Genomic DNA, 25,996 nt, shown 5'->3' on the forward strand with positions numbered 1-25,996 from the left:
TAATTCGGACAATTTTTAATAGATTAGAGGTAGCCTGCATAAAGTATTGTTATATAGGGGGCGTTCGACAAGCCAAAGAATGATGTTTCTATATCTGTGTGTTCATTCACTGCTTGCAACTCATAAACCTTTTTGGCTAACGCAATATGACACACTTACAGTGGTTTAACTTTATCTGCCAGTTGCATGGTTGATACGTATTTATCCGCTATACAGCCCGATTGCCAATACCCCGACTGACATTTGTCATAGGGAGCACTGTTCATACAAGCAGCAAGTTGAAACATGAAAGATTGTCCGAAACGATACAAAAATAGTATGTTCAACGTCTTGAGAACTGCCGTCAGACTATCGCAGAAATTACTAGTTATTCGACTCTTTTCATTTGGAACTATTTCGTTTGGATAATTCTCTTCAATTTCTCGTTCTATTCTTGATAAGACTACCTGTTTGTGAATTTGTCACAATTGGCACCATGTTTTTTAATGAATTCGCAAAGATTCTTGTTTTTACAACAAGCATAGGTTATATATTTATAGTTTATTTTTTTATCTGGAAGATTGTATCCTCTAAAAAATGTGATATTATTCTCAAGTTATCATCGAAAAAGTGTTGTATATATCGGTTTTCATCCTCGAAAAAATGTATCTTTGCAAGAGACAAGTGAATAATTCTTATTTTAAAGGAATCGATGAAACGGAAGATTATACAACAGTTGAAACTTTGGAAAGATAATCCTGCGAGAAAACCTTTGATACTGTTGGGTGCTCGTCAGGTTGGTAAAACTTGGGTGATGAAACATTTTGGTCAGACAGAGTTTGAGAATGTAGCCTACATAAACTGTGATGTCGAGCCACTGGCCAAGGAGTTATTTGCAGCCGACTATAGCATCCCCCGTATTTTGCTGACACTTCAGGCTATCACAGGAACAAAGATTGAAGCAGGAAAAACGTTGATTGTATTCGATGAGTTGCAGGAAGTGGAACGGGGATTGCATAGCTTGAAATATTTTCAGGAAAATGCGCCTGAATATCATGTGATGGCGGCTGGCTCCTTGTTGGGAATTACTTTGGGGAAAGGTCAGTCCTTTCCGGTGGGTAAGGTAAATGTAATGCATCTATATCCGATGGATTTTGAAGAATTTCTGATGGCTGCCGGTGAAACTGATTTGTGCGATTTGTTGCATCAGCCCGATTGGGAAATTTTAAAGATTCTCAGTTTAAAATATGTTGATTTGCTTCGCCAATACTATTATGTAGGTGGCATGCCTGAAGTGGTGGATTGTTTCTTTCAGCATCAAAACTTGCAGGAAGTACGTGACAAACAGACTGAAATCCTGGATGCTTATCGGCGGGACATCTCCAAGCATACGACAGCTACTGAAAGTATACGTATCGGACAAGTGCTGCAATCCTTGCCTTCGCAGTTGGCCAAGGAGAACAAGAAATTCATCTATAATGTGTTGAAGAAAGGAGCCAGAGCTACGGAATATGAACTCGCCATTCAGTGGCTGATGGATGCAGGTCTGGTACATAAAGTCAGCCGGATAAAAGAACTGCAGATGCCTGTCAAATTTTATGAAGATCTGGGTGCCTTCAAATTATTCCTGCTTGATTGCGGTCTTTTAGGTTGTATGACCGAGGCACCCGCCAGCCAAATGCTGGTAGGAGATAATGTATTCAAGGAGTTCAAGGGCGCTTTTACCGAACAGTTTGTCTTGCAGCAATTAGTGGCCCAAGGCTTTTCGCCCTATTATTGGAGCAGTGACAAAACACCTGCGGAGATTGACTTTGTGGTACAGACGGAGCATCGCGTGATACCGGTGGAAGTGAAAGCCGAAGAGAATGTACGTGCGCGTTCCATGTCGGAATATATTAAAAACCATCCCGATTATCAGTTGAAAGGATTGCGCATCTCCATGATGGGGTATCAAGATCAGGAATGGATGGAGAATATTCCGTTATTTGCCATTACGAAGTTCTTTGGATAAATGGCACTTTCATGGATATGAGATACACATATGAAGAACTTTGGAAGTCATGGGTGTATAAAAACAAAAAGCTCGCCAAATCCCTATTCTCGGATTTGGCGAACTCATTTTTTAGGACTCAATCGAAAGAGATCTGAAAAAGTTCTTATTTTTCAGTGCCCTCGCGAAGTGAGGATGATTTTTTCTGCAACCGGTCCAAAGGACCGCCTTGCGCAACCGGGGCAAAAGGTGGCCTTTGCGGGTAAGAAATAGGAATACTACACTAGTGGCCACAGACAGGATCATCTATAATCAAAAGCCTCCATCCTGTTTCTTTCCAACAGCACGAGGATGTCCTTTTCCTTGTACAATAATTTGCCTCCCACTTTGTAATAAGGCAGTTTACCTGTTATCCTGTACTCAGCCAGTGTCCTCCGTGTCAGTTTCAGGTGTCCGGCCAGCTCGCTGTCGGTCATATAACGTTCGCCGTTCAGGACCGGCCGCATCTTTTCCGCCTGTGTGTCCAGTATTTCGGACAGGCTCTCAATATTCCGGAAAAAGCGTATGATTTCCGGGCTTTCCTTGGTCAGCATGGATTGGATCATATCATTCGATTTTGAGGTGTCACCCGATGAATTTCCGCCTCCATAAAGCGGATGATATCCTGCCGTTTGTAATATACTTTACGGTCTATGTAACTGTAGGGGACGGACCCGCTTCTCCGGAGTTGTAACATTTTCCTTGGCGAGACATCCATAAGCGTACATGCCTCCTGGTTGTCGATCCACTCATCCATGCCCCGCGTGCTTCCTCCGCATGTCTCATGCACTCTTCTGGCGATGGCTTCCAGGGCCTCGTTCATTTCCATGAATGTCTTGGCCTCGATACACACAAATTCCATAAGTCTTTCCTTTTTTCGATTTGATACGAAAGTATGGAGAGGGGGACTCATATCCAAAAAGGTGTCCGCAAACGTCATCAGATGTCATCAGATGTCAGATATACATTGGTTTATGATATTTTTAGCCTGTTCCCCGGAAAGATAAGGCATGGTGGTAACGGATGGCCGGTAATATGTAAAGTTTACAATCCGTATTTTACAGTTTTACACTTTACCTGTTTACACCTGTTACATTCGAAAAGGAAGAAAAATATACTTTATATCTAATTATCAATATGTTATATTGCTGTTTTAAAAGACATAAAGGAGGTATGGCATACATTTTTCATAATAAAATGGTATATACTCTTACAGTGCGCACCGAGGGTATTTCAGTAATAACCTTTAAAAAATACAGGAGATACATGCCATGATGTATATAGATAATGAAGTGCTCGAGAAAATGATAATGACCATAGTGGAAGGATTTGAGCGCATAGAGAAGAAACTGGATAGGATGGGCCGTGTGAAGGAGTTCTTGAACGGTGACGAGCTTTTGGACAACTATGACATAGCCAGGCTGCTCAACGTGTCGCTTCGGACCGTGGCCCGTTACCGGGAAAAAGGACTGATCCGTTATTACCAGACGGATGAGAACGGCAAGAATTTCTACAGGAGTTCGGATATACAGGATTTTTTGCAAAAACGGGGAAAGAAAAACTGAACGGGGCAATGTGGATATGCGGAAGTTATGCTAACTTTGTCTTATAAACGGTTGTTATGAAGACAAATACCAATTCAAAATATCTCATTGCGGTTCTGATTGACGGTGACAACGTGTCCTTTGAGAGGATGGAGGATATCATGGGCTTTGTTTCCCGTTATGGGGATGCCGTTATCAGACGGATATACGGGGACTGGACGAGGAAAGCTCTTTCCGGATGGAAGGAGACCGCCCGGGAATATGGGTTCAGGTTGGTGCAGGCCTCCTCCTATGCTTCAGGAAAGAACACTACGGATATCGCGTTGGTCATAGACGCCATGGACATCCTCCGTGACGGCCGGGTGGACTGTTTCTGTCTGGTCGCCAGTGACGGTGACTACAACCCGTTGGCGCAACGGATACGGGAGGCGGGATTGAAGGTACTGGGATATGGGGAGGGCAAGACTCCCGTATCGCTGATACGCTCCTGTTCCGTATTCCTGTATGCCGACCGTAAGGAAAACAAGACCTTGGAGAACACCCCGGATTTTTTTATCCGAAGGGATATGGAGTTTTTTGACAAGGCTTTCCAGCAGGCGGCTGACGGCAAGGAGGAGGTCTCCCTTTCCCTGATAGGCGGCTCGTTGAAGAAAATGATGCCCAAATTCAAGGTCAAGAGATACGGATGCAAGACATTGGGCAAGCTCTATGAAAGGTTGGAACGGTACGAGCTGGTCATGACGGAAAAGGGAGTGGCGAGTGCCGTACGGATGAAAGGTCGGACCGTACGGCAGGAATGACCGGGAATAAATCCACGTCCGTTTATACCGGAATGGGATTTACCCGTAGCGTGTCAAGGTTGAGATAGGCCCCCCGGTAGAATGTCCTCCCTTCTCTGAACATGCACCAGAGGATGTCGCAACCGATTTGTGCCAGCATGGAGTTGATGAACAGGTCCTGCTTGCGCAACGCCTCCGCGAGCGAGCAACTCGGGCCTGAGTCCTCCTCCCGGATGGTGGAGTAGCTGACCTCCTCGGTGATGACATTCATCCTGGGCATGGGAAGGTATTCGCTGGATGCGGGCTGGCTTATTTTGCTCCGGATATTGCCTATCAGGACTTGCCCGGTGGTTTGGGCGTTCCCGAAATCCATCCAGTATATCGGCGCTTTCTCATCGTTCTTTTTATATTCCCTGTATTTCTTCAGGAACCGCCACAGGTCGAGCCGGGAACGGGTGTTGTCCGTACAGGTGATGATGATGTTCGCCAGCGGGACGCTTTTATCCCCTTCTTTGGTTATGATCGGATAGCGGCATTCCCTGGCCTCCCACGCATAACCGAAAAAACGGTTGACGCGGGTGACAAGCGCCGTCGCCTTGTTCAACCCCAGTTCCGTCTCGCTGAACAGCTGGCGGCCGATGTTTGCTTCCGTGACAGTGTCGGGGTCGAAAGCCGTCAGGTGCAGCCCCGGATGTCCCAGAGCCTGTAATGCCACGCTCATGCGTGCCAGGCTGGTTATTACCTGCGAGCCGGTTCCACCCGCCCCGGCTACCAGGACGGTTACGGGGTGATAGGGACTGAGCAGGTACTTGTCTGTGAAATGGATCTTTCTCATGGCAGGATGTCTTTCAATCGTTTGTTGATCGGTTGGAGTTCGTCGTTGTCGAACGGCTGTTCACGCATCCGCTCAGTAACCAGGACCAGATTGTTTCTTGTCGGGTTCTTCCCTCCTCCAAGATGGGAAAATTCACTGAGCCAGAAACGTTTCTCCCAATATTCCAACAGGGTGTGAAAATCCAGGCTCTCCGGTTTCTCCAGTGTGGAGTTTCCCAGGCATACGTTTCCACCGGTCACGTTGAAAAAAGGGGCCAGATAGAGCGGTGTCCTCCCGTCCGGTTTTTTCCCCTTGTAGGCGAAGATGTCCATCCTTTCATTTTTAATGATATAAATGACTCCCGGCACGTGGAACATTCCATCCCCGATGTTCAGGTCGTTCTTGAAAAACATCCGCCGTTTTCCCGGCGGATTATACCACACATAGCTTTCATGCCCCCTGCGGGTATCGCACCACAGCATGTTGGGTGGCAGCCACCCGTGCGGGATACGCCGGTTCCCGTCCGAATAGGATTCCACCAGGGAGTCCATGAATTCATATGTAACCGGAATGCCGGCTTCCATTCTTCCCTTTTTGTTGATAGGGCGTAGTTCCAGGTAGTGACTTCCGCTTGCGTAGTGACCTTCCTGGTACTCATAGGCGATCAGCGCCGCTTTGGGCACCATTATCTCTTGCAGTTGCTTGGTAAGTTCGTTCATATCCTGTATTTTTTTGTTTTCGTTTCTTTATTTATTGGGAAACGGGCACTTTAAAATGCCAGTTTATGCATTGCGTGAATCGTTCCATCCATCCGGACAGTCTCTCCGGATAGTCGTCCATCCGGAACAGTCTGTCCGTCTCAGGTGTCAGGTACATGCTTGTGACCGGGGTGATGGCATACGTCTCCCGGTAGTCCGAGTTGAAATAGCATTCCATGTTCTCCGTAAGGGTGTCATTGTTGGAATATGCCAGCATGATCTGACAGTCCAGGTCGATCGGGGGGAAATCCGGTGATCTTTCATACGCCCAATCGTAACCGTATTGCATGATGCACGGATTTCCTGGGGTAATCAGTCCCATCCCTTCCCGTATCAGTTCCAAAAGCTCCCGTTCCTCCTTCACTGCCGCCCGGTATTTCCGGACCTTTTCTTCCAGATCGGTACAGAACGGTTTCCCTTCCATTCGTTTAAGTGTTTTTGCGATTTTCCCGGATTGGTAGGATTCCGCCAGGCGTTTGTATTTACGGATTGTCTGAGGGGAAGCCTCGGGATCGCGGTTCTTCCAGTCATCCAGTTCCTCCACCGCCAGCTCATAATACCATGTTTCCGTGACGGCGTTCAACCCGTGGTAACGTACGAACTGCCGTATGAATTCCCGGACGATACGCCGTAACGGTACAGGAAGGTTCTCCGTGAAATCGACGGGTAGCCAGAACAGGGTATGGTCCGGCCAGTCATGGAACCTGTACAGGCAGAAATGGAGCCTCCCGGCCCTTTCCTCCAGATTGACATGTTCCGGCAAGGTCTCGTCCAGGGCCTTGTATAAGGCGGTGATGTTGATGCGGGGACCGCTCCCTTTCCTCGCGCGGAAAGGGAGCCTGACATTCATGAGATCGGCATATCGCAGGGCGGACCGGTATAGATAGTCAAAGTTTTCGGACGTGGTCAGGTTGACGCATGCCCCTCCCGTTTCGTCCTCCACCAGATAGTCCGCCGCGATGGGGAGGAATCTGCCTGTCAAAAAAGCGTTACGCTCCCCGGTGGCGGCAGTCTTCTTTTTTCCCGGCCCATCGTACCCCGTCCGATGTACGAGAGGTCGGCGGCCCTGATGATCAATACGGCCAGTCCCGCCATTTGTGATTCTGATAGCGTTTTGCATGTATCCTCCTTTTTTTTGATGGAAATTCTCTTTGCCATATATCTACCCTTTTGTTCCGATGGTCGTCTTGAACCGGTAGACCACGCTGTCATCCTCGCATTCCGGACCGTGTACGCTCGCCGTGGTCAGTTCCGGATAGGTCATGGAATAGAAATCCATCACCTCGTTCGGGGACAGGCTGTTGTCCGGATCGGCCAGCTCTATTTCCGACGAGCCTTTCCTGATTTTGAAAACTCTCTGCAATCCTTTAATTTCTAGTGCCATAATTGTATTTTTATAGGGTTTAACAACATATCATTTCCATTTGTGCCTCGTCTTTCATGCGGTATTCCTCCGGGAAGTCGAGATATTCCGCGTAAGGGTCCTCACGCAGGAGCTCCCTGTCATGCTCGTCGTCCTTGTCGAAGCCGTACTGTCCCATGTCCTGCGCTCGTGCCCCGTATTCGCTTTCCCCTTTGTTATCGGGAACGGTTTGCGTGGAAGCCGTTTGCGGTTGCGAAGGGACGGGTTGCAGCCATTGACCGTCGTATACCTGTGATTGCGGCATCTGTACCGGCTGGTGGAATTGTATGGTCTGCGGTCGGTTCACGGGCTGCTGACAGCCGGCCGGTGTACCATCCGCTCCTGGTCGTGAAGCCGCCTGTCCGTGTGGAACCTGTTGTGGTCGCGTGCCTTGTACCGACCGCGGAATCTGGTGGGGAGATTGGCGGGACGGTTGTTCGGGTGCGAACATCCGTATCTGTTCCCCTCCCTGATATCGGGGGGCATGACCGGGTACCGGTTGCGGCGCCACCGGTTGGATAACCTGCGCGGGCTGTGGTTCCGGCATTACCGGTTCCGCTCCGAAGAGACTGCCCTCGGACGCTTTTTTCTGTACCTCCGCTATCTTCACGTCAATCTCCTTCTGCTTGTCCGGCATGGCCAGCCGTTTTGCCTGTCTGAGCCAGGTCAACGCCTCGGAATAGCGTTTGCCGCCTGTGGCGTCCTCCGCCTTTTTAAGCAGCTTTTCCATCTTCTCCCGTTTCTCGCGTACCTCTTTTGATTCCTTCTCAGCTACGGACTTGGCCGCCTTGCTTTGTGATACGGCCTGTTCCGCTTGTTTCTCGAATGTTTCCAGGTTGGTAAGGATGCCCTGCGCCTTCTGTACGGGCGCGGTGATCGCTCCCAGGAATTCCATGTCCAGCTCTTCCGGGGTACCGTTCAATACCAGCGGGACGATTTGTTCCCCGGCCTCGTCTTTCAGTCCCGCACGCCGGGGCATGACGGCCACGGTCAGTTTGTCATTCACTTGTCTGATGTTGATACTCAGGTCTGTGCCTGCCGTAATCATTCGGTTGATCGTTTGAAAAAACATAATGGTAAAATATTTGTAAGTTATACATAAGTTTCTTGGAAAAACTCTTTCAGGAGTCTCTGCCTGTCGGGATTGGACGCGATGTCCTTTAATGGCTCCAGGTAGTGGCCTATTGTTTTCGGTTCGTCCAATATGCAGGGGAACCGTTTTTTGACAGGTTTTATGCGCTTTGTGACGGGCCATGCGACCGGCATGACCGGGGCTGAGGGGGTGGATGTCGCGGTTCTCATGTTTTTTGTATTTTAGGAGTTATGCAAGCATGCCCATGACGGACAGGATAAGGATGACTTTTATCACAAGGAGGAATGCCCTGAAGAGGAATCCTATGATTGTTCCCGATAAAAGGAACAGGACGATCAGGTACACGGGAATGATTCCCTTGCTGTAGAGCAGGCATATTCCCGTAAGCAGGACCAGTGAGACCACTCGCTTGCAGATGTTTTCGATGAGTCGCAGTTTCATATCTTTAAATTTTTAAGAATGAATAATCCCATCGGGATATGTTTTCCCGATTTTATAGGCCTCCGGCCCTTGGATTGCCTTTTTGCGCAAGGCTTGGCAAAAGAAAATACCGCAGCGTAGCGAGGATGATTTTCTTTTGACCAACCAAGCCCCCAAAGGGGGCCGCCTTGCGGCAAAAACGAGGCAATCCAAGACCTTTGCCGGTTAAAAGCGGAAAAACTATCCAATCTCCCATGAAAAAAGGAGTACGGCATTGAAAGCCTGTACTCCCTGCTCTTTTGAGAATCGTCCCGTGCCGGTGGCGTAATATCCTACGGGTTGTTTTTAGCCTGATAGATCCGGAATATCTCACCGGTCACCTCCTTCACCTGTTCCAGTACCCCTCCCAGGAACTCCTCTTGCGTGAGTTTTCCCTGTTCTATCCGTGCCACTTCCGCTTCCCATCCGGAAGTGAGGGAGGTGTCGGCCACTTTCATCCCACGTACCGTTTCATAGAAGAAAAGCCCTTTTGGGGTGGGGATGACATATTTGCCTGAATAGCGGATATATTTACGCTCCAGCAGTGTGCGGATGATATTGGTACGCGTGGAGACGGTCCCTAATCCGCTCCGGTCCATATAGCCGACCAGCTCCTCATCCGTATAGGGGGATACCGGAAGTGTTCTCTTGCGGACGATATTGCATCCGCTTACCGGTACCGGCTCTCCCGGGGAGAAATCTGGTAGCGCGGAACAGGGCATACCCCCCCTTGCGATAAGATGTTCCCGCCCGAAGATGCTGAGCCACCCCTTTTTCAGGACGCGGTACGTTTGGACGCTGAACTTCCGTGCGGCACATACTACGTCGATGGTCGTATATTCCACCCGGCAGGATGGCATGAAGGCTTCGAGTGTCCTGCCGAGAATGAGCGTATAGACCAGTTGTTCCTCCTTGTTCAATGTTCCGGGGGGCATGCCGGTGACAATGATCGCGTGGTGATCTGTCGTCTCCTGTGCGCTGATGTCGCTTGGCGGCGCGGCAAAGTCCGTCATTTTGGCGTATTGGCGGAATTCCTTGCGGGAAAGAATCTTTTCCATGACAGCGGGCAACGTGTCATATACGTCCCTTGTCAGCAGGCGGCTGGCGGTACGCGGATAGGAGATCAGTTTCTTTTCGTACAGGCCTTGGGTGATATCCTGTACCTGTATGGCTGTCAGGTTGTGGTAACGGTTCGCGTCCTTCTGAAGTTCGGTCAGGTTGTAGGGAGCCGGTGCCCGGATGTCCTCGCTCTCGCGGCTGACCGTCGCGATACGTGCGTTCCGTACCGCCTTGCAGTCACCGTACAGTTCTGACGCGTACCGGTACTCCTGAAAATCTTCCGTGTGGCGCAGTTTTATGATTTGTCGGTCCTTGCAGAGACTGACGAATACCGGCCAGCTGTCGGCTGGCAGGAAATTCTCCCTCTCCCGGTACCGTCTGCATATCTCCGCCAGTACGGGGGTCTGTACCCTGCCCAGCGAATTGTTCCCGAAGCTTACCGCCTTACAGATGGCATAGCTTGAATTGACCCCCAGGAGCCAGTCCGCCCGGTTACGGCTGTCCGCCGCAAGGAACAGGTTGTCGAACCGATCACATGGAAGGAGGTTCGCCATACCTTCCGTGATGGCCTCGTCCGTCAGAGACGAGATCCAGAGGCGGAGGCAGGGTTGTTTACATCCCAGAAAACCGTAAAGATGGCGGAACAGCATCTCTCCCTCTCGGGAGGCATCGGTTGCCGCGATAATGGTGTCGCATGCGTTGAGCACCTTGGCAATCACTTTCAACTGGAGCACCGCATTGATGTCGGGATTCCACCCGGTATCCGTCTTCACGTGCCTTACTGTCAGGAAGGAAGGCGGCAGCAGAGGAAAGTCCTTCCACTCCACATGGGCTGTTCCTGAATCCTTCGGCATTGCAAGGGAAAGCATATTGCCGTATGTCCATGTCACCATGTAGCCGTTCCCGGTCATATAACCGTTCTCTTTTCTGCCGGCTCCCAACACTCTTGCTATCTCTCTGCCCACGTTGGGCCTGTCAGTCACTATTGCGATCATATTCTTTTTCTTTTTGATGCCCCGTACCGGATTGGGCAGTACAGGGACAGGTTAAACTTATTTTATTTTTTTGTTATTTCTTTGGAGATTCCTCCTGACGGATGCCGTTGATTTCCATGATTGTCCTGTTGTTGTCACCGGGTACCAGTTTGAGTGTAGCGTCCATGGTCAGGCTGATTACCGGGGTACAGAGTTTCAACGGGATGATTTCCGACTCCTTGCCTTGCAACAACAGGTCAAGGTTGCCGTCCGCTTCCAGTTGCTCCTTGCTGATACCCACGGCCTTCAGACCGGGCCAATCAATATCTTTTACATTATAATTATAAGGGATGTTCCGATTCGTATTCATACGGTTTGGGGATTTGATGTTTGTAAAATTCATTTTGTTTCTCTCTGATTGGGGTTATACCGCTTGTTTTGCGCCCTTCTTTTGTTCCTGCTGCTGGCCTTGGGCGGTATCCGCCTGTGCTGCACGACGGGAAGTATCCCTGCGAATATCAGGGTTCTCTTGGAAATACTGCAACTGTCCGGAATAAGGGTTTACTTTCAGGTAGGAACTGAACGTTTGCCCGTTGTTTTTCAGTCCTTCGACCAGGAGGGTCTTCCCGTCCTGGAGGTTCGCCTTTTCCTGCGCCGTGAATACATGGCCGTAAACCTCCGCCGGGATACGTGGTGCCTGCTGCTCGTTGAACCCATCCGGCGTGCGTGAGTACATCGTCCTGCCGGTATTCATGTCCAGCTTGACAAATGCGGAGAATTCCTCTCCCTTACGGTTGATCATGTTTTCCAGATAGACGGCCTGCCCCTTGCGCAGGACCTCCTTGTCCTCGGCTGTCAGCTGCACGTTGCAGATTTCCTTTGGAATATAGATTTCTCCGGTTTCCGGATTATGACGGGTGTAATTCGGCCGTCCCGTCGTCTGGTCTATCGTGACAAACGCGGAGAAAGCTCCATCCCTGTTCTTGAACTTCATGTCCTCGACCAGGATGGTATGTCCCTCGCTGAGCATCTTTATCTGGGTGGGCGAGAGTGGCACGCCCCCGATGGACTTCTCGTTGAATACCTGGTTCTTCGGGAAGATGAACTCCAACCCCCTGCGCTCGGCACTGTATTGAAGCGTGGCGTCAAACTCCTTCCCCGCCTTGGAGGTCATCCCCTCCACCTTGACGGGTTGTCCCTCCTTCAGCAGTCTGATCTCCTCGTCCGTAAGTCTTACCCCGCTCACTTCCTGCGGGATGTAGACATGTTCCTGCCGGACGGCGACCAGCTCGTTGGTGTTTTTGTCGATGGAGATCAGGCAGGGGGTGTACTCGCTGCCACGCAGGTTGAGTTCCACCGCACGTCCCATGTTGCCGGTCTCACGCAGGTTCTTCTTGTCTTCCTCGCTAAAGTTAAACCCGAAATAAGGGCGTTCCAGTTGCGGTTCCTTGCGTATACCGTGAACGGCCAGCCCCACCTGCCCGTTCTCTTGCGGTATGAGCGAGAGCCTCGCATCCAGTTTGGCTGTCAGCACGCCGGGAATGTTAAGTGTCAGCGGCACCAGCTTGTTGGTCTTGTAACCTCTCAGCATGGAGTCAAGAAGTCCTTGCTGTTCGAGTGTCGCCTTTGAGATACCGATCTTGTCCAATCCCTCCCAGTCGATCATGTTCTCATTGTAACGATAGCGCGGGCCTTGCGGCTCTTGTGGCACCTGCTGTGCCTGCGGTTGCTGTTGTTGCTGGGATGCTTGTTGTACCTCACTCTGTTGCAGGGGTTCCTGCGGTTGCGTTTCTTTTTTTGCCATGGCTGTCTCTTGTTTATTCATGTTTTGTTCCTCTTTGTTCTCTCTCGGACGGATCTCGTAGCGTTTGAGGAACTCCTTCACCACGTCCGTCTTTTTCCCTTCCGCCAGGTCCTTGATCGCCTGCTTGTTCACCTTGTAGTCGTGGAAGGTCATGCGGAGCAGGCGGAAATGGGTCGGTTCCTTGAACTGGCTCCAGAAATTCTTGATGAAGTTTTCGAGTATGCTCGAGTTCTTGTCGAATTTCAGGAATGAGTTTTCATTCTTCTCGTCCGCTGGAACCGTCTTGACCTTCCCGTCCTTGTCGATCTCGCTGACCACTTGTACACCGGCTTTCGGATCGCTCTTGTTATGAATCATCATCAGCTCGGTGATCTGTTCCACCAAAGGGGCATCGTTCATGACCTTCGGTTTCCGGGGCCGTCCAGGCTTCTCGTTTGGGCTCTTTTCTTGTGCCATACCTTTTCTTTTTGGGGTTAATAAATTGCTTTGACACTTCAAAAATATGGGCTAAATCCGAATAAAACACTGATTTTCAAAAAGGTGTCATCAGATGTCATCAGATGTCGTCAAATGTCCGAAAGACTGGTTTTCCGTGAGAGAAACATGCCGTGAAAACAAGGATATGGTATGCGGAGGAAGGGCGAAGAAGCCGGCACGGGCGCAAAGGGAGGATTATGCAGAGCAGAGGGAGCTGAAGTCCCTGTCTTCTCATGGGGCGGCGTTTTTTTCATAAGACATTGCAGGTCTGCCCATATATCCCGTACTTCCTGCCGAATTTATTAGGGATATAAAGGAGGCCCTCCTTTTTTCATCAATGACACGGTCATGCGTCGCGTCGGTCGCAGTGAGTCCCTATAATCTTTCCCGAAATCAAAACCATTGTCCGGGCGTTTGTTTCCATGTGTATTTTCCGCGACTTGTCGCAAGGAAAATACTCATGGAAAGCGAAGCCGGAACGCCCGTGACAATACGGTTTTGATTTATCTTTGATTATAGGGAACTCGCTGGTATCCGTCTGTTTTTACGAATTTCCCAGAAAACATATACTGTCTTGTTGTTTATGCGATATAAATATTTCTAGACTTGTTCCACGGAAAAAACGTCGCTTTTCATTTTCGGACTTTGATTCTTTACGAGGCTATTTGGACTGTCTTTCAAGAAGATTTACAGAGTTTGGCATCGGCATCAGGTGATATTCGGTGTTCCAAGTGGAGAAGCGGAATCCATGACTAAATATTTTCTTCCTTCAACAATATAGCCCACGGGTTGTATCTATGTACCTATTATTCATCATAAAACAGACTATATATGGCTACCATTAAATTAAAATTCCGTCCGTCGACGGTACAGGGTAAGGCCGGCACGCTCTGTTACCAGCTTTGCCACCGTCAGGAGAACAGGCAGATTACCACCGACATGAGGATATTTCCCGAGTGGTGGAATGAGACGAAACGTGAGCTTGTCGCTGTCCCCGGCAATGAGAGGGTCCTGACCGCCTACCGGAAACGGGCGGAAAAGGAGATGCGTGACATCCGTGAGATTATCCGCGAGCTGGACTGTAGCGGAGAAACATACACCTTGTCGGAAATACTCAACCGCTATCGCTCCCTGCCTTCCGAGCCCGGTTTCCTGTACTACATGAAAAAAGAGATGGAAACGCTTTGGGAGAATGGCCAATACGGCACCTCTCGTAATTACCGGCGTGCACTGAACAGCTTTTCCGCTTTCCTGGACGGTGACGACATTCCTTTTTCATCGTTGGATTCCGCCCTGGCGTGTCGGTATGAGTCATGGTTGTGGCAACAAAAGGTAGCGAGAAACAGCAGCTCGTTCTATATGCGGATTCTGCGTGCCGTCTATAACAAGGCCGTAAAGCAAGGTCTTGCGGTGCAGACCTTTCCGTTTCGTGAGGTTTATACAGGAGTGGCTCGCACATCGAAGCGTGCCGTGGATGAGGAAACCATTCGGAAGTTACAGCGGCTTGACCTATCCGGATCACCGGCTCTGGCACTTTCAAGAGATATGTTCGTGTTCAGCTATTGCGCCCGTGGGATGGCGTTTGTGGATATGGCCTATTTGAAAAAAGAGGATGTAGGTGGAGGACGAATCACCTATTATCGTCATAAGACCGGGCAATACCTGACACTCCGCATAGAGCCGTGTATGGTAACGATATTGGAACGGTATGGGCGGACTTGTCCGGAAAGTCCATATCTTTTCCCCATCCTTACCGATGAACAGCCGGAGCTGGCTTACCGTCAATATCGGACCGGATTGAACTACCATAACCGAAAGTTGAAACGGTTGGGCAAATTGCTTGGCGAACCATTACCTTTGTCCTCATATACGCCACGCCACAGCTGGGCTACCGCCGCACGCAACCACGACGTACCGATTGCCGTCATCAGTGCGGGGATGGGACACAGCAGCGAAAGGACTACGCTTATTTACTTGGATTCTTTGGACAATGCCATAATAGATAATGCGAACGAGAAGATTTTGAACGATACCATTTCTATGTAAGAGAGGGTACACATGTTGTTTTTTTTCTGATAATCAAGAATATACATTGCTATAAAAGTACATTTTTGCTCGGTTTGCTCGGTTTTAGACTCGAAAATACGCTCGAATGGAAAATGCAACGTTCTCCTTTTATTTTATATTCTTATTACGGCACTATTTTGATTCATATTAAATTAGTAATATAAATTATTGATAATCAGCTGTTTGTAAATGGGGGGGGGGTAAAATAAGGAAATAAAAACGTTTATTTTACTTTTCAGTTTTACTGAGAATCATTACCTTTGCAGTGTGTTTTTACCCTCTCTTACATAGAAACGGTACGAATACGGGGTTACGGTATCCGCTCACTGTAGTCAGGAGCGGCCCGCATTCCGGAAGTCCTATGAAGGAAAAAACCGGATTAACCTTGATTGCTGTATCTTCCTTATTTGAAAAAGCAGAAGGTGCAGGAATGGAAATTATATCCTTTTTATCAACCCGGTAACATTACTTTTCGTTGAACATAGAAACACACACACACGAACATTGGTTCGCCCTAAAAGTATTTTATAACAAAGTTTTCGAGATTGAGGATATATTGAAAAAAGACAAGATCGAGACTTACATTCCTTGTGAGGAAACCTTGATGGAACGTAACGGCATAAAGAAGAAACTCCGTCGTCCGGTCATTAATTCGCTTATGTTCTTCCGTTCAACCGTTTGTCGTGCTTTGGAAGTACAGCGACAATTCACCAATAAGGTAATCCTATATACAAGACAGAAGGGATTGAAAAGACTTCCCCTTGCCATTCCTGATCGGGAAATGAACATTTTCATGCTGGTCACCTCGTCCGGCGAGCAGGGAATGGAATATTTCGGGGAGGACAATTCCAAGTTTCAACAGGGAGAACGTGTACGGGTCATTGACGGAAAGTTCAAGGGAGCGGAAGGGGTTATCTGCCGGATTAGGAAGAATCGCCGTTTGGTGGTCACCGTCCAAGGCGTATGCGCCGTGGCTACTTCCTATATTCCACAAGCCTTTCTACAACGGATAGGGCAAGATTAAGAAAATCATCAAAAGAATCATATAGTGGACATTCTTCATTTTATCGAATTTGCCTTTATAGTCATAGTCGGCTGGACATTGAGTGCGATGGTCCTGCCTCGCATTTCGTTGGTCTCTTTCCGACGTCGCCTGTTCGACTCAGTGGACGAACGTAAGTTGCATACTGCCCATATACCAAGGTTAGGCGGTATCGCCTTTTTCCCTTGTATCACAGTTACGGTTTCGCTTGCCATTATCGGTTACAACCTTTGGCAGGGCTATAACATACTCGACATGGACTTGACGAACCGTCTGCTTTCCATGCTCTGTTGTCTGTTCATACTTTATCTTATAGGTATGATGGATGACCTTATCGGTGTACGTTACCGTTCCAAATTTGTAGTGCAAATACTTTGTGGCATACTGTTGGTGATTTCCGGGTTATGCTTCGACAACCTATACGGGTTGTTCGGTATTTATGTCATACCTTATTACATAGGAGTGCCGTTCACAGTATTCGTCATCGTCTATATCCTGAACGCCATCAATTTGATAGACGGCATTGACGGACTTGCCTCTGGGTTGAGTATTATCTCATTCCTCGCTTTCAGCTGCATGTTCATCCATTTGCAATGGTGGATGTATGCCTTTATCAGTCTAGCTGCTTTCAGTGTGTTATTGCCGTTCTTTTATTATAACGTATACGGTAAGATATATCGGGGACGCAAGATCTTTATGGGTGATACCGGTTCGCTCACTATCGGGATGCTGCTGGCAGTGATGGTCATCCGTCTGAGTATGTCCGATCCAGTGAAAGAGAGTGCCTTTCCCGGTAGCATTGTGATAGCTTTTTCTTTTTTGATTGTACCAATGTTTGATGTGATACGTGTGGTTATTCACCGGTTGCGTAACGGTAAAAATCCATTTCTTCCAGACCGGAATCATATCCACCATAAATTTATAGCCTTAGGAATGTCCCAACGTAAAGCTATGGTAAGCATTATTATTATGGCAGCTTTTTTTGCATTGGGAAATTGTTTTTTGATTCATTGCCTTTCCGTAACAAACTTGTTTCTGTTGGATGTGGCTGTTTGGACGGTGATTCATTGCTACATAACTATGAAAATCAAACGAAAACATAAAGTAGAATAATTAACTGTACAGAAAAAAAATCAGATATGAAATTTCATTTAATTAAATTATGTTTCTTGTGTGTCTTATTGGTGTCCTGCAATACCTCCAAAGAAATTGTCTATTTTCAAGATATCGTAGTTAATCAACCCGAGGCGATTATCGGGGCACGGGATATTACCGTACAACCCAAAGACCAGATTTCCATTATGGTGTCCAGTAAGGATCCGCAATTGGCGGCTCTGTTTAATTTGACACGGGTGCAATACCGTGCCGGATCTTCTGATTTACGTTCTGGCAACATCAATGGAGAAATATCAGGTTACACATTGGATGATAAGGGGAACATTGATTTTCCTGTTGTCGGAACATTGCATATTGCTGGTATGACCAAGAGCCAGATTGCCACCCTGGTAAAAAAAAGGCTGATGGAAGAGAATCTGGTAAACGATCCGGTAGTTACAGTTGAGTTTATGAACCTTTATTTCTCCGTGTTGGGCGAGGTGAAAACTCCAGGTAAATATGCCATTACAAAAGATCAGATTACCCTTTTGGAAGCCATCAGTATGGCGGGTGACCTAAGCATCTACGGAAAGCGAGATGCGATATTTGTCATCCGTGAAGAAAACGGCGAGCGTGTAACCCATTGGGTGGATATCCGCTCGAAAGATCTGTTTAATTCACCGGTGTATTATCTGAAACAGAATGATGTGGTGTATGTACAGCCCAACAAGGTACGTGCCGGACAAAGCACCATTAATGAGAACAGTGTAAAATCGGTATCGTTGTGGATCAGTATCGGTTCGCTCCTATCCTCGCTGGGTGTTTTGCTGTTCAAGTAATGTATTGAATTTTATTTTATAAGATATTAAAGAGAGCCAAAATGATAAAGAATAGAACGAACACAGGCAAACCTACCGATGATTTTATACGGATACAAGATTTATGGGGTATGTTTATCCCGAAATGGTATTGGTTTGCCACTTCCTTGTTCGTTGCGTTGGCAACGGCATCATTATATTTGTTGAGTACTCCTAATGTCTATACCCGGACGGCTGCCATTTTAATTAAGGATGACTCCAAGAACAATTCTCCGGCAAGTGCAATGAATGAGTTTGCAGATATGGGTATTTTTAAATCAAACACCAATATCAACAACGAACTGCTCACCTTGAAATCCCCTACGCTGATGACAGAGGTGGTGAAGCGTTTGGGGCTAAATGAGATATATACTATTCGTAGGGGCTTAAAAAGAATAGAATTATATAAATCAAGCCCGATATTGGTGACTTATCTTTTTGATAATAAAAAAAGTGTAAGTTTTGATATAGAAGTTGGTGCACAAAACAAGTTTTATCTTTCAAACTTTATCGTTGCTGGAGAAGAAACTGGGGAACGGTTTGAAGGAATTATAGGAGATTCCATTCAAACATCAGCAGGAACATTGGCCATCAGCTTAACTTCTCAATATGAGAATTTTTTTACAGGCAGCACTATTCAATATAGTAAAGAACCGGCTGATATGGTGGCAGACAGCTATACGCAAAAATTGTGGGCTGAATTAGGCAATGAAGATGCCACCATTATTAATTTGAGCATTGATGATGCTTCTGTACAAAAGGCAGAAGATATATTAAATACATTGATTGAGGTTTATAACGAGAAATGGATCCAGGACAAGAACCAGATAGCAGTAAGTACCTCACGGTTTATCGGTGAACGTTTGGGCGTGATTGAAAACGAATTGGGTCATGTGGATGAGAACATCTCCAGCTACAAGAGTGAACATCTGTTGCCGGACGTACAAGCCGCATCCAATCTGTATATGAGCCAGTCAGCTGAGAATAAAAAAGAAATTCAAGCACTCACCAATCAGCTTACCACGGCCCAGTATATTCGTCGCGAACTGAACAGCAAGGAAATGAACCAGCCATTGCCAACCAACTCCGGTATAGCTAACGTAAATATCGAAAGTCAAATCGGAGAATACAACAAGATTGTGTTGGATCGTAACCGGTTGATAGCTAACAGTAGCGAGAAGAACCCGTTGGTGAAAGATTTGGGAAACTCTATGCAGAGTATGAAGCGTACCATTTTGCAATCAGTTGATAATCTGATTGTATCACTGAATACCCAGATACGCAGTATTCGTCAACAGGAAGTGGCGACCACTCAACAGTTAGCTTCTAATCCGAGTCAGGCCAAATACTTGTTATCGGTAGAACGTCAACAAAAAGTAAAGGAAGAGTTGTACCTGTATCTGCTCCAGAAGCGTGAAGAGAACGAACTGTCCCAAGCGTTTACCGCTTATAATACGCGAGTGATTACAGCTCCACGTGGCAGTGCTTTACCAATGGCACCGAATAAGAAAAACATTTTGTTGGTGGCTTTTGCTCTCGGGCTTTTAGTACCGGCAGTCATTATCTTTATGCAAGAAAACATGAACACCAAAGTTCGGGGTAAGAAAGATTTGGAGAACTTGAGTGTGCCCTATTTGGGTGAAATACCATTATATTCCAATAACAAGAAAAAGAAGAACAAATCTCAGGAAAAAACAATCGTGGTGGAAGAAGGCAATCGCAACATCATCAACGAAGCTTTTCGTGTACTTCGCTCCAACGTGGACTTTATGAAAAACAAGAATACCGATCAGAAAGTATTTGTGATTACCTCTTTCAATCCGGGTAGTGGAAAGAGTTTCTTTTCGGTGAACATAGCCACGAGCTTTGCCATTAAAGGGAAAAAAGTATTGGTGATAGATGGAGATTTGCGACGAGGATCCATTTCTGCTTATGTGGGGTCGCCTAAGAAAGGTCTGAGTGACTATTTGGGTAATCGGGTGGCTAATTGGAATGAAGCGCTTGTAATAGATAAGAAACATGCCAATTTGCATGTTCTTCCTGTGGGGACCATTCCCCCGAATCCGACGGAACTGCTGGAAGATGAAAAATTTGCAACCTTGATGCAAATCTTGCGCAATGAATACGATTATATCTTTGTGGATTGTCCGCCGATAGATATCGTGGCAGACACACAAATCATAGAGCAATATGCCGACCGGACACTCTTTGTGGTACGGGCGGGATTATTGGACCGCTCACTGTTATCTGAATTGGAAAGTATTTATCTAGAAAAGCGGTTCAAAAACCTTTCGGTAATTTTGAATGGGACGGAAAGTACTGGTGGACGCTATAGTTATCGATATGGTTACAGTTATGGTTACCACAATGGGTATACCTCTTATTACGGCAACTCAAAATAAATAGTCAACAGGAATGTGGCTTTTTCGACAGAAAAAAACATTAGCGGAAAGCGGTTTTTTCCGTGGTTTCACCGATTGCCATAGTCACTTGTTGCCAGGTATTGATGATGGAGTAAAAACAGAAGAAGAAACATGGAGAATTTTGGATGAGATGGAGCGGCAAGGAGTGCGGAAAATATGGCTTACCCCTCACGTCATGGAAGACATGTCCAATAAAACTGTTACATTACAACAAAAATTTTTGAGCTTAAAACAAAAATATCAAGGGAAGGTGGAATTGGCTTTGGCTGCGGAATATATGTTGGATAACCTTTTTGAGGAACGGTTGGAAAAGGATGACCTGTTACCCCTTGAGGAGGGAAAACGTTATCTGTTAGTGGAAACTTCTTATTTCAATCCACCAATGGGATTACTGTCTATTTTGCAACGCATCCAAAAGAAAGGTTATCATCCTTTGTTGGCCCATCCGGAACGATATGAGTATATGCAAATGATGGATTATAAAACGTTAAAAAAGAACCAAATTTCTTTTCAATTAAATATACCGTCATTAGTCGGAATGTATGGTAAGCACATAGAGAAGAAAGCGAAGATATTATTAAAAGCAGGAATGTATGATTTAGGAGGAAATGATGTTCACTCCCTTATTTTTTATGTGACAACTTGTAAGCAAAAAATAGACAATCTGTCTTTCTTGAAAAATGTGTGTAAAATATAGCGTATTTACATTCGGGAAGACTTTGCCCTAATATGTGTTTTTTTATGTAAATGAATGATTTAATATTTAATACAAAGATAAATGAAAGCATGTTTCATGGGCTTGGGTTACATCGGACTACCTACAGCCATTATTGCCGCAAAGCACGGCATTCAAATAACAGGAGTTGACATTAATCCTCATGTAGTGAAAATGACCAATGCGGGACATTTGCACATCATTGAACCTGGCATGGAGGAAATGTTACAGGAAGTAGTGAAAGCTGGCATGTTGAAGGCTTCGGTTACACCGGAAGTCAGCGATGCATACTTCATGGTGGTCCCAACCCCGTTCAAGGGAAACCACGAGCCGGATGTGAGTTACGTGGAAGCGGCTACACGTGCCGTATTGCCGTTACTGAAAGAAGGGGATCTTTATGTAATAGAATCCACTTCACCTGTAGGAACTACAGAGGCTATGGCACGCATCATTTTTGGTGAACGTCCGGAATTGGAAAGTAAGATTTTCATAGCCTATTGCCCGGAGCGTGTATTGCCAGGTAATGTGATCTATGAATTGGTACACAACGATCGGGTCATCGGTGGTTTGAATCCTGAATCTACCGAAAAGGCAATAGCATTCTATTCGCAATTTGTGCAGGGCACACTTCACAAGACTAACTGCCGTACAGCGGAAATGTGTAAGCTGACGGAGAACTCCAGTCGCGATGTACAGATAGCTTTTGCCAATGAACTTTCGCTTATCTGCGACAAGGCTGGTATCAATGTTTGGGAACTTATTAACCTTGCCAACAAGCATCCGCGTGTAAATATCCTGCAACCCGGTTGCGGTGTAGGAGGTCATTGTATTGCGGTAGATCCATACTTTATCACTGCTGATTTCCCGGCAGAAAGCAAGTTAATCAGCGATGCACGTGATATTAACAACTACAAGAGTTTCTGGTGTGCTGAAAAGGTGAAGAACGCCATGTTGAAGTTTGAGTTGAAGAATCATCGTAAACCAGTTATAGCCATGATGGGATTGGCATTCAAACCAAATATTGACGATTTGCGTGAAAGTCCGGCGAAGTATATTACCACGAAAGTGATGCAGAGCTGCAACAATGCCGACATTTTGGTCGTAGAACCGAATGTAAAAGAGCACAACGTGTTTAAGCTGACTAACTACTGCGAAGCCTACGACAAGGCAGACATCGTGGTGTTCCTTACGGCTCACAACGAGTTTAAAGAGCTATCTTGGAGGAAGGATAAAATGATATTGGACTTTTGTGGAATATTCAAGAAATAATGGATATTTCTAAATAAGTGCAAATACAATTATCACCGAAACTAATGAAAATTGCACATAAAATAGTTCAAGTACCGGAAATGAAATTTTTATTAAGACCTTTTATACACAATGTAAAAAGGAATAATCAAAATATACATGAGATTTTCCAGGAAAAATCTCATGTATATTTTCGGAGTTTGATAAGATTTTGCCACAAAACAATATCTTTTGCAGCGTATTTACCAATATATTATTGGGGGCGGTTCGTAAAAAAATATCAAAAGCGTTTCGATATAATAATCACCAGTGCCTGATACAAGAATTATGCATCCAAATTAAAATATATACTCGAAAAAATAGGAATTTATGTTTATCCGAAGATTTGAAGTGTTAGCTGGAAATAAGACTTGTGAAGAAACATACAGGAAACGTCATATCGACATAGAATATATCTTACATATATGAAGACTATCCATCATGTCTGTGTGATTTTGGTTACGTTGACGGTACGGTATCGCATTTAGAATTGATGAAAAAAATTCGGTTGGGCAAAATTGGAAGAATCGAATTCCCTATCAGTCACGAAATAACACATTTTTTCGAAAACATAGAATCAACGTATTGGCTAATACAAATGAATGGATCTTGCAAGATATGAACTACTATATAACTTCCTATTCAGACTTTCACGACGATGACACAAAGCCAAGGATGTTTGAATAGAAAGAGGGTAAGGCGATATTAATGCATAGTGAGTATGAGGAGAAGTGGAATATTATTCCTGTATAAAATTCTTTTAGATAATCCTATTATTAGGTGATTTTAGGTTTCAAGATATGAAAGGGTTGAGTTTTATTAAGTCATCTTCAGGCAGAACTCAAAAGGCACAAAAGAATATTTTGGGGATGTTGCTCATAAAAATTTGCAACATCATTATTAATTTGGCTTATGTTCCATTGTTGATTAATAGTTTGAATCAAGATAGATATGGAATATGGTTGACAATTACTACAATTGTTTCTTGGATTGCATTTTTTGACATTGGGTTAGGTAATGGTCTGAGAAATAAATTGGCGGAATCAATTGCTTGTAAAGATGAAATAAATGCTCGAAAATATGTGAGTACTACTTATGGTGCAATGGGAATCTTATGTTTCTTGTTCTTTATCATAGAGGCCTGCATTGTTCCATTTTGCAATTGGAATAGTCTGCTAAACGCTCATTCGATTCCTAATGGTGAACTTACATTATTAATGTTATGGGTTCTTTCAAGTTTAGCATTTCAAATGCTACTAAAACTTCTAAATTCTGTATTGTACGCTTTACAAAAGCCGGCATTATCCTCATTGATATTGATGCTTAGTCAATTGTTCGCTTTCATTGGAATTTTTATTTATACAAATGTTTGCAATGAAGTTTCTCTTTTGAAATTGGGAATGATTATATCAATGGCTCCAGTCGTTGTATTGATGATTTTTTCATTGATACTGTTTAGAAAAATGATACCCCAATATATGCCAACCCCCTCTTTCTTTGAGCGTTCTAAAATAAAAGAGATTGTTATTCTTGGGAGTAAATTCTTTTGGATTCAATTGACGACTTTATTATTATTTCAGTCAAACAACTTGATAATCGCCCATACTTGTGGAAATACTTCTGTGGCTGAGTATAATATTGCCTACAAATACATTGGTTTGATAGAGATGGCCTTTATGATTATCATGACTCCTTTTTGGTCTGCTGCCACTGATGCTTATGCGAGAAAGGATTATCAATGGATTAAAGGAATATTAAAAAAACTACAATTCATTTCATATATAATGATTGCCGCTGGAGGAGTTTTGATTTTATTATCAGATTTTGTATACAAATGGTGGTTATCATCAACTATCAAACCCGATAAATCATTAATGTTTCTTCTATTATTGTATTTCTGCATCCAATTATCATGGGCTAGATATGGGAGCATAATCAATGGTATTGGGTGTGTAAAGCTCCAATTCTATATTACAATGATAGAGGCTTTTGTGCATATTCCATTGGCTTTATTGCTTGGTACTTATTGGGGTGTAAAAGGAGTAATTATTTCACTTATTATATCAACATTTGCCAATACTATTTGGCCTAAGATACAGATCAAAAATATTTTTTTAGGAAAACGAAGTATATGGGTAAAGTAAATTCTATTACAAAGCTAGAAATAGCGATATTTGTTTTTCTCACTATGATGATATCAGGAGCATCGTCCATTGCTAGTAATGATTTTATTAGAATTATAGTTGTGGGATTATTAGCTCTTTATAGCTTTATAAATCATAAGAATTTATATAATAATATTCTTTTTTATTTATTAAGTGGATGGATTTTAATAAACCTAATATCCTCATTATATTTTGGTAAAAATATAGATTTTTTTCCTTTTATAGGGAAAATTGTTTTGATCTATCTTGCATATTTATGTTTATCTTGTTGCAAGGATAACTTTTGGGATAAATATGAGCAATTTTTGTATAAACTGGCGTTAATTTCTACAATATTTTATATCTTATCCTTGTTCTTTCCCAGTATGTTTAATAGCCTTACTTCTGTATTCCGTCCTTTTACCGCTGATATTTTTTATCAGAAGGAGTCTCAGAAATACTATTTCTATGCTTTCTTTTTTACATATATGGGTAATGGAAACTTCAGGAATAGTGGTTTTATGTGGGAACCGGGTGCATATGCGATGATTTTAAATATCTTGATTGCATATAATATATGTCGACAAGGTTTTCAATTGAATAGACACATTAAGGTATATACTATAATCCTTTTAACTACATTTTCCACAGCAGGATATTTGGCATTTTTTATCATTTTGCTACTGTTTCTTTTGAAAGGACAAAATATTTATATAAAAGCACTTATTCTTATCTGTACTGCTTTTTCAATAGGTTGGTTGATGAATGCAGACTTCCTTCTTCCAAAAATCGAAGAATTTATATCCTCCGCACAAAAGGGAATAGTACACCATCAAGGTTACAGGAAACTATATGAAGCCAATAGAATCCTTTCTTTCAAATTGTTGACGGATAAATTTTTGATGTTTCCAATAGGTTGGGGTTGCGTCCAAGATACAACTTCATATATGGCTTTGAAACATATTGTTACTGTTAATGGCTTGGGAAACACATTAGTGACATGGGGTATTTTCGCATTCTCTTTTTTTATGTACTCGATTGGTAATTTTTTCTATCAATATAGGCAGTCAATTATTATTGTTACACTTTCATTATTAGTAGTATGTATTAGTTTTTTTAGTAATCCTATAGAAAATAACATACTACTCTATTTGTTAATTTTATCTCCTTATATCGTAGAATTTAATTGATAAAA

General features: G+C 44.8%; 24 protein-coding genes. 12 read left to right on the top strand and 12 right to left on the bottom strand.

The genetic code is table 11. The features are described 5' to 3' along the window. Positions 1–691 precede the first annotated feature (691 nt). Positions 692–1,990 (top strand): ATP-binding protein, encoded by a 1,299-nt coding sequence (locus tag NQ510_RS08965; protein ID WP_005828806.1) that lies wholly within the window; start codon positions 692–694, stop codon positions 1,988–1,990. A gap of 281 nt (positions 1,991–2,271) precedes the next feature. Here NQ510_RS08965 and NQ510_RS08970 read toward each other — a convergent pair whose 3' ends face one another. Together NQ510_RS08970 and NQ510_RS08975 are read right to left on the bottom strand one after the other, a co-directional pair. Further along, positions 2,272–2,574: a helix-turn-helix domain-containing protein gene (locus NQ510_RS08970; protein ID WP_005828804.1), complete on the bottom strand. Its 303-nt coding sequence runs from the start codon at positions 2,572–2,574 to the stop codon at positions 2,272–2,274. Next, positions 2,571–2,870: a helix-turn-helix domain-containing protein gene (locus NQ510_RS08975; protein ID WP_011964869.1), complete on the bottom strand. Its 300-nt coding sequence runs from the start codon at positions 2,868–2,870 to the stop codon at positions 2,571–2,573. Before NQ510_RS08975 ends, NQ510_RS08970 begins: the two co-directional genes overlap by 4 nt. Positions 2,871–3,279: 409 nt before the next feature. On the opposite strand from NQ510_RS08975, the gene NQ510_RS08980 reads away from it, so the two are divergent. Continuing rightward, on the top strand, positions 3,280–3,573 hold the full coding sequence (locus NQ510_RS08980; protein WP_005828798.1) for a helix-turn-helix domain-containing protein: 294 nt from the start codon (positions 3,280–3,282) through the stop codon (positions 3,571–3,573). A gap of 56 nt (positions 3,574–3,629) precedes the next feature. Continuing rightward, complete coding sequence (locus tag NQ510_RS08985) at positions 3,630–4,352, top strand: NYN domain-containing protein (RefSeq protein ID WP_005828796.1); 723 nt, start codon at positions 3,630–3,632, stop codon at positions 4,350–4,352. 22 nt (positions 4,353–4,374) lie between these two features. On the opposite strand, the gene NQ510_RS08990 is transcribed toward NQ510_RS08985, so the two are convergent. The 10 genes from NQ510_RS08990 to NQ510_RS09035 form a co-directional block, all read right to left on the bottom strand. Beyond that, positions 4,375–5,166 (bottom strand): PRTRC system ThiF family protein, encoded by a 792-nt coding sequence (locus NQ510_RS08990; protein WP_005828794.1) that lies wholly within the window; start codon positions 5,164–5,166, stop codon positions 4,375–4,377. Then, positions 5,163–5,864: a prokaryotic E2 ligase family D protein gene (locus NQ510_RS08995; protein ID WP_005828792.1), complete on the bottom strand. Its 702-nt coding sequence runs from the start codon at positions 5,862–5,864 to the stop codon at positions 5,163–5,165. The genes NQ510_RS08990 and NQ510_RS08995 overlap by 4 nt, the downstream gene beginning before the upstream one ends. A 31-nt stretch (positions 5,865–5,895) precedes the next feature. Further along, positions 5,896–7,023, bottom strand: a complete 1,128-nt coding sequence (locus tag NQ510_RS09000) for a hypothetical protein (protein WP_005828790.1) — start codon at positions 7,021–7,023, stop codon at positions 5,896–5,898. Between the two features lie 42 nt (positions 7,024–7,065). Next, complete coding sequence (locus NQ510_RS09005) at positions 7,066–7,287, bottom strand: PRTRC system protein C (RefSeq protein ID WP_005828787.1); 222 nt, start codon at positions 7,285–7,287, stop codon at positions 7,066–7,068. Positions 7,288–7,306: 19 nt separating this feature from the next. Beyond that, positions 7,307–8,377: a PRTRC system protein E gene (locus NQ510_RS09010; RefSeq protein ID WP_005828784.1), complete on the bottom strand. Its 1,071-nt coding sequence runs from the start codon at positions 8,375–8,377 to the stop codon at positions 7,307–7,309. Positions 8,378–8,397: 20 nt separating this feature from the next. Continuing rightward, a complete protein-coding gene (locus NQ510_RS09015) occupies positions 8,398–8,607 on the bottom strand; it encodes a hypothetical protein (RefSeq protein ID WP_007219029.1) in 210 nt (69 codons plus the stop codon). 19 nt (positions 8,608–8,626) lie between these two features. Next, complete coding sequence (locus tag NQ510_RS09020) at positions 8,627–8,839, bottom strand: hypothetical protein (protein WP_005828779.1); 213 nt, start codon at positions 8,837–8,839, stop codon at positions 8,627–8,629. A 311-nt stretch (positions 8,840–9,150) separates the two neighbouring features. Then, entirely contained in the window at positions 9,151–10,911 is a 1,761-nt protein-coding gene (locus tag NQ510_RS09025; protein ID WP_005828774.1) for a DNA topoisomerase, read from the bottom strand. A gap of 73 nt (positions 10,912–10,984) precedes the next feature. Further along, positions 10,985–11,260 carry a DUF4099 domain-containing protein gene (locus tag NQ510_RS09030; RefSeq protein WP_007219032.1) on the bottom strand — a complete coding sequence of 92 codons (276 nt, stop codon included), beginning with the start codon at positions 11,258–11,260 and terminating at the stop codon, positions 10,985–10,987. A gap of 54 nt (positions 11,261–11,314) precedes the next feature. Continuing rightward, on the bottom strand, positions 11,315–13,150 hold the full coding sequence (locus tag NQ510_RS09035) for a DUF3945 domain-containing protein (protein WP_005828772.1): 1,836 nt from the start codon (positions 13,148–13,150) through the stop codon (positions 11,315–11,317). Positions 13,151–14,002: 852 nt separating this feature from the next. Here NQ510_RS09035 and NQ510_RS09040 point away from each other — a divergent pair. The 9 genes from NQ510_RS09040 to NQ510_RS09080 all read left to right on the top strand — a co-directional run bounded on the left by NQ510_RS09040 (position 14,003) and on the right by NQ510_RS09080 (position 25,991). Continuing rightward, complete coding sequence (locus NQ510_RS09040) at positions 14,003–15,217, top strand: tyrosine-type recombinase/integrase (protein WP_005828768.1); 1,215 nt, start codon at positions 14,003–14,005, stop codon at positions 15,215–15,217. A gap of 496 nt (positions 15,218–15,713) precedes the next feature. Further along, the gene (locus NQ510_RS09045) at positions 15,714–16,262 is read left to right on the top strand and encodes a UpxY family transcription antiterminator (protein ID WP_005636842.1); all 549 of its coding nucleotides are present in this window, start codon (positions 15,714–15,716) and stop codon (positions 16,260–16,262) included. A 24-nt stretch (positions 16,263–16,286) separates the two neighbouring features. Further along, positions 16,287–17,393: an MraY family glycosyltransferase gene (locus NQ510_RS09050; RefSeq protein WP_005636844.1), complete on the top strand. Its 1,107-nt coding sequence runs from the start codon at positions 16,287–16,289 to the stop codon at positions 17,391–17,393. A gap of 26 nt (positions 17,394–17,419) precedes the next feature. After that, positions 17,420–18,214, top strand: a complete 795-nt coding sequence (locus tag NQ510_RS09055) for a polysaccharide biosynthesis/export family protein (RefSeq protein WP_005636845.1) — start codon at positions 17,420–17,422, stop codon at positions 18,212–18,214. Positions 18,215–18,255: 41 nt separating this feature from the next. After that, complete coding sequence (locus NQ510_RS09060) at positions 18,256–20,634, top strand: GumC family protein (RefSeq protein ID WP_005656936.1); 2,379 nt, start codon at positions 18,256–18,258, stop codon at positions 20,632–20,634. A 13-nt stretch (positions 20,635–20,647) separates the two neighbouring features. Further along, positions 20,648–21,352, top strand: coding sequence for a tyrosine-protein phosphatase (locus tag NQ510_RS09065; RefSeq protein ID WP_005656934.1), 705 nt, complete (start codon positions 20,648–20,650; stop codon positions 21,350–21,352). A gap of 81 nt (positions 21,353–21,433) precedes the next feature. Continuing rightward, entirely contained in the window at positions 21,434–22,639 is a 1,206-nt protein-coding gene (gene wecC, locus NQ510_RS09070; protein ID WP_005636852.1) for a UDP-N-acetyl-D-mannosamine dehydrogenase, read from the top strand. Positions 22,640–23,457: 818 nt separating this feature from the next. After that, complete coding sequence (locus NQ510_RS09075) at positions 23,458–24,801, top strand: lipopolysaccharide biosynthesis protein (protein ID WP_005636855.1); 1,344 nt, start codon at positions 23,458–23,460, stop codon at positions 24,799–24,801. Further along, the gene (locus tag NQ510_RS09080) at positions 24,789–25,991 is read left to right on the top strand and encodes a hypothetical protein (protein ID WP_005636858.1); all 1,203 of its coding nucleotides are present in this window, start codon (positions 24,789–24,791) and stop codon (positions 25,989–25,991) included. Before NQ510_RS09075 ends, NQ510_RS09080 begins: the two co-directional genes overlap by 13 nt. The last annotated feature ends 5 nt before the right edge of the window (positions 25,992–25,996 follow it).

Source organism: Bacteroides uniformis (assembly GCF_025147485.1).
Lineage (GTDB): Bacteria > Bacteroidota > Bacteroidia > Bacteroidales > Bacteroidaceae > Bacteroides > Bacteroides uniformis.